At 73.9% G+C, this 5,071-nt stretch carries 5 protein-coding genes; 4 read left to right on the top strand and 1 reads right to left on the bottom strand.

From position 1 onward, the window contains the following. Positions 1-364: 364 nt before the first annotated feature. The 4 genes from MXD58_RS19625 (at position 365) to MXD58_RS19610 (ending at position 3,989) form a co-directional block, all read left to right on the top strand. Positions 365-1,009 (top strand): DUF6308 family protein, encoded by a 645-nt coding sequence (locus tag MXD58_RS19625; RefSeq protein ID WP_248840844.1) that lies wholly within the window; start codon positions 365-367, stop codon positions 1,007-1,009. 48 nt (positions 1,010-1,057) lie between these two features. Beyond that, a complete protein-coding gene (locus MXD58_RS19620; protein WP_248840843.1) occupies positions 1,058-2,020 on the top strand; it encodes an ABC transporter ATP-binding protein in 963 nt (320 codons plus the stop codon). 40 nt (positions 2,021-2,060) lie between these two features. Continuing rightward, the gene (locus MXD58_RS19615) at positions 2,061-2,948 is read left to right on the top strand and encodes an ABC transporter permease (RefSeq protein ID WP_248840842.1); all 888 of its coding nucleotides are present in this window, start codon (positions 2,061-2,063) and stop codon (positions 2,946-2,948) included. Positions 2,949-3,140: 192 nt separating this feature from the next. Continuing rightward, entirely contained in the window at positions 3,141-3,989 is an 849-nt protein-coding gene (locus MXD58_RS19610) for a hypothetical protein (protein ID WP_248840841.1), read from the top strand. A 161-nt stretch (positions 3,990-4,150) separates the two neighbouring features. Here the strand turns inward: MXD58_RS19610 and MXD58_RS19605 are convergent, their stop codons facing one another. Then, a complete protein-coding gene (locus MXD58_RS19605; protein WP_248840840.1) occupies positions 4,151-4,825 on the bottom strand; it encodes an LON peptidase substrate-binding domain-containing protein in 675 nt (224 codons plus the stop codon). Positions 4,826-5,071 lie beyond the last annotated feature (246 nt).

Genomic DNA, 5,071 nt, shown 5'->3' with positions numbered 1-5,071 from the left:
GTTCCACTCGGGGATGATGTTCCCCAGCGGACAGCCGTTGTGGCAGAACGGGATGCCGCAGTCCATGCACCGGGCGGGCGGGGGGCGCCCCGGCCCCGCCCGGCACGGCACCACCGAGTGTGACCTTCATCCCACTATCGCCGGATCGTCGCTGACACCGGGGGTGCCGTCGCGCATCATCTGGCCGGGTCGCTGCCATCGGGCGGACACGGCCGGGGGCGCCGTCCCGCGACCCGCCACCCCCGGCCCTCCCCGGCCGGGGGAGGATGACGGTGACGGCCGTTCCAGCCCAGGTAGGCGGCGGGGGATGGGCCGGGCGGCGCAGGCACGTGAGAACCGAACGACGGATGACAAGGAGTCCTGGGTGAAGCTGGCGAGAGGTACCCGGGAGGTCTTCGACGCGGAGAGCCTGGTCGAGGAGTACCTGGGCCCGCGCAGGCGGGGACTGCGCTACGCCTACCCCTACTACGACGGTCTGGTGACCAATAACGACCCCGATCTGCTGTGCACGGGTGACCTGCTCGCCCCGACCCTGCTCGGCGTCCACGTCGACGTGGACCGCATGCACACGTTGACGGCGCTCACGCCGCTGCTGCAGCGGGCGCTGGACCGGCTGCCGCCGGGCATCGAGCTCATCGAGGCCGACGAGGTGACCCTCGACCTGGTCGCCGCGCTCTACGACCCGCTGGATGACCCCGACGTCTCCGACCGTGACGTCAAGGGCTCCCTGCTTGCCAAGGTGCTGCACCGCAAGCGTCCCGCGCTCGTCCCGCTGTTCGACTCGAAGGTGCGCATCTTCTACCAGCACGAGGACTGCGTGCCGCCGTCGCCGCGCGACGGCCGCAGCTGGCGCCAGTACATGGAGCTGCTGGTCCGCGCGATGCAGTACGACCTGCGGGAGAACGCCGAGGAGTTCCGCCGCCTCGCCGCGCTGGTGCCGCAGAGTGGTCCGCCGGTGACCCCGCTGCGCATGCTCGACGTGGTGGTGTGGATGAGCAGCGCGGTGTGAGGCGTCCACGGGGACCGTCCGGGCCATGACGCCGAGCCGGCTGCGAGAATGGGCGTCGTGTTGAGCTACGTCGTGCGCGGGCTCACCCGACGCCACGGGGCGGGTGAGCACGCCGTCCTCGCGAACGACCGGATCGACCTGGATATCAGCCAGGGGGAGGTGTTCGGCGTCCTCGGCCCCAACGGAGCCGGGAAGACCACGCTGGTCCGCCAGTTGATGGGCCTGCTGCGCCCCGACGCCGGCACGATCACCATGTTCGGTCAGGACGTGCGCGACGCGCCGGACCTGCCCGCCCGGCTCGCCGGCTACCTCGGCCAGGCGGACCACGCCCTGGCCGAGCTGCCGGTCGCCACCGCCGTGGGCACCACCGCGCGGATGCGCGGGCTGTCCCGCGCCGCGGCGCGCACGGCCCGCGACGCCATCCTCGAGGAGCTCGGGCTCACCGCTGTGGCGCATCGCCCGCTGTCCCGGCTCTCCGGCGGTCAGCGGCGGCTGGCCTGCGTGGCCACCGCGCTCGTCGGGGACCGTCCGGTGCTCATCCTCGACGAGCCCACGACCGGGCTCGACCCGGTGGCGCGCCGCGCCGTGTGGGCGGCGCTGCAGCGTCGGCGGGACGCCACCGGCACCACCGTCGTGCTGATCACGCACAACGTCCTGGAAGCCGAGTCGGTGCTCGACCGGGTCGCTGTCCTGGAGGCCGGGCGGGTGATCGCCTGCGACACCCCCGGCCAGCTCAAGGCATCGGTGTCCGGCGACGTCCGGCTCGACCTCGCCTGGCGCAGCGAGCCGCCGGCCGACGACCCCACGGTCGCCCTGCTGGCCGGCCTGGCCACCACCAACGGCCGGCGATGGACGGTGCGGATGGCACCCGCCGCCGCCCGCGACGCCCTCGGCCGGCTCACCACCGGCGCGGCGTTCGCCGCGCTGGACGACTTCAGCCTCGCCACCCCGTCGCTGGAGGATGTGTACCTCACCCTCGGCGGCGCATCCCGAGACCTGGAGCGGACATGACCATGAAGTTCCGTCACCCGGGCCGGCTGGGACGGTCGCGATGACCGTCGTCCCCGACGCCCGCAGCGCCTCGCCCGTCCGGCCCGCCGCCGAGCTGCCCGTCTCCGGCCTGACCGGGTCCGTTCTCCCGGCGCGGCCGGCGATCCCGGCGGCCGCGGAGCCCGGCCCACCGTGGATCCCACCGGCCACCGGGTTCGGGGCCGCGTTCGGCGCGGTCTACCGCGGTCAGCTCGCCCGCTCCAAGGTGGGGCGCATCCCGCTGCTGTTCGTCGCGTCGTTCCAGTCGGTCGGCATCCTCGTCCTGCTGCGCGGCATCCTCGACGTCGACAACACCACCGCCGCCGGCCAGGTCGTCGCGGGCTCCACCGTGCTGGTCGTCGCCTTCGTCGCGCTCAACCTGCTCGCGCAGCGTTTCGGCGCGCTGCGGGCCGCCGGCGCGCTCGACTACTACCTGACCCTGCCGGTGCCCCCGGCGGCGGTCGTGCTGGGCACGGCGGCGTCGTACGCCACGTTCGCCGCGCCCGGCACGCTCATCACCGCCGTGTTCGGCAGCCTGCTCTACGGCCTGTCGCTGTCGGGGCTGTGGCTGCTGCTGCCCGTCGTCGTGCTCTCCGGGGTGTGCCTGTCCGGCCTCGGGGCCGCCGTCGGCCTGCTCGCGCCGCGACCGGAGCTCGCGACTCTCGCCGGGCAGGTCGGGATGAGCATCGTGCTGTTCCTCGGCGTGATCCCGGCGGACCGGCTGCCCGAGGTCGGCCGGCTGGCCCGCGACGCGCTGCCGAGCACCTATGCCGTCGACGCCCTCGCCGCCGCGTTCCAGCCCGGTGTCGACTGGGTGACCGTGGTCACCGACCTCGCCGTGTGCGCGGTTGTCGGCGTGGCGGCGCTCGCCGTCGCGGTGTTCGCCCTGCGCCGCGTCGCGACGTCCTGACCGCACGTCGTCCTGACCGCACGTCGTCCTGACCGCCACGACCTCCTGACCGCGCTGGCGGGACCACTGTCGGCCTGGTCCGATCGGTGTGGGCCGCCGGCACGATAGGGTCAACCGTCCGTGGGTTCCCGCCGAGTCGGCGTCCCGCGGGGTTTGGTGACGAAGCGGACACCTCTGGGCGGAGCGGGCGACGTGACGGATGGCGCAGCGGATCCCCGCCCGGTCCCCGCGAGCGGCTGGCAGGTGAGCGTGCTCGCCGGGCTGATCTGCGCGGCGGCCATGCTGATCGTCGGGTTCCCGCTCGGCCTGCTCTGGGCCGCCGCCGCACCGCATCTCGACGTGGCGAACGCGCTGCGGGGCAACGAGTCGGCGTTCGCCGTGCAGAGCGACATCGACGCCCGGTTCGGCCTGATCTGCGGCGTTGCCGGGCTCGTCGGCGGCGCGGTGGCGTTCTGGCGGGCGCGGGACGCCGGGTGGCCCGTTCCCCTCGGCCTGGCCGCGGGCGGCCTCGGCGGTGCGCTCATCGCCGGCTGGCTCGGCCACCAGCGCCGCTCACCGGGTGTGCGGCACAGGCTGCCCGGGGACGCCTCCCCGTTGCTGGTCGACCTGGTCGATCTGCGGGTCCGGGCGTACGGCCTCTACCTGGTCCTGCCGGTCGTCGCGCTGGCGATGTTCGCGATCGCGCTGTGGGTGGCGTCCTGGCCGCAGCGGTCCGCCAGCCGCGGCCGCCAGAACCGGCAGGCCGCTGCCACCGCACCGACGTCCGCCCTCGGCGGTTTCGGTCGCGAAGGTGGTTTCGGTCGCGAAGGTGGTTTCGGTCGCGAAGGTGGTTTCGGCCCCGACAACGGCCTGGGCCCCGACAACGGCCTGGGCCACGACCGCGGTCCGCAGGACCGGGACCGCGCGCCGGGTCGTGACGGGGGCCTTGACCGGGATGGTCCGGACCGGGATGGTCCGGACCGGGATGGTCCGGACCGGGATGGTCCGGACCGGGATGGCGCGCTCGGCCGGGACGGCGGCAACGGCGTCGGCCAGGCCTGACCGGACGGGGTCAGGCCGGGGGCGCACCACGGGGTCACGCCGGGCGTACCACCCGGCCAGGTCGCCCTGGCTCAGTTTCGGCTGGCTCGGTTCCGGCTGGCTCGGTTTCGGCTGGCTCGGTTTCGGCTGGCTCGGTTCCGGCTGGGCCAGGTGGGGCCGGCTCAGTTGGGGCTGGGATCGACCCGGCGCAGCTCGCTCGAACCGATGGTAGTGATCTTTCCTAGCAGGCCGACCTCCCGGCGCAGAAACGCCCGCTCGGCGCCCAGCCGGCTGGCGGCATCCGCCGCGGCCAGCAGGCCCTGCCGTTCGGTGAGATCGGTGACCGCCGCCGCGGCGACCACATAGGACAGCGCGATCGGGTCGTCCGGGAGGTCCGGCAGGGAGATCTGCACGGTGCCGGTGGCCGCCAGCCGCTGGGCGTAGGTGCGCATGAGCCGCTGCACGGGCTCGACGGCCGCCCGGGCGGCGTCGGCGTCACCCAGCTCGTCGGGCAGGAACTCCACCTCGCCAAGCAGGTAGGGCGCGCCCCGCTGGTCCAGCTCGCCGACGCGGAATCGCTGCCCGCCGACGGTGATGAGGGAGAACCGGCCATCCGGATGCTCCTGGACGCGGCGCACCACGGCGGTGCAGCCGACCTCGTGCAGCGCCGGCAGCGCCGGACCGGTCTCGCGGCCGCGGCGGATCGCCACCACCCCGAACTGGCGGACCTCGTCGGCCGACTGGGTCAACAGCTGGCGCACCAGCGTCCGGTACCGCTCCTCGAAGATCTCCAGTGGCAAGACCAGGCCCGGCAGCAGCACGGTGCCGAGCGGGAACAGCGGAAGTTGCGTGCTCATCGCCCGTGCCCTTCCCTGCGGTGCTGTCCCGGCCACGTCCCGTTGCCGGGCGGTGAGTCCAACCCTGTCCCGTCTGAGCGGTGGTGTCCACGGCTGGAGAACCGCCGGGACTGTGATTCTCCTCGGCGTCCGCCTGCGGCGTCGCCCATTGCGACCGCCCGGGGTGGCGCGGGGTGCGTGGTGGTGGTGAGGGCGGCGCAGAGGGCAGCGGCGATTTCTTCTGGTTTTTCCTGGTTGTAGCCGATC

It is taken from the genome of Frankia sp. AgKG'84/4, from assembly GCF_023242965.2.
In the GTDB taxonomy this organism is placed as follows: domain Bacteria; phylum Actinomycetota; class Actinomycetes; order Frankiales; family Frankiaceae; genus Frankia.
The sequence above is the reverse complement of the archived record's forward strand: the minus strand, read 5'-3'. Positions and strand labels throughout refer to the sequence as shown.

Coding starts and splice junctions, on each gene's coding strand:
- MXD58_RS19615 (WP_248840842.1), top strand. CDS start 2,061: ATGACCGTCGTCCCCGACGCCCGCAGCGCCTCGCCCGTCCGGCCCGCC.
- MXD58_RS19620 (WP_248840843.1), top strand. CDS start 1,058: ATGGGCGTCGTGTTGAGCTACGTCGTGCGCGGGCTCACCCGACGCCAC.
- MXD58_RS19605 (WP_248840840.1), bottom strand. CDS start 4,825: ATGAGCACGCAACTTCCGCTGTTCCCGCTCGGCACCGTGCTGCTGCCG.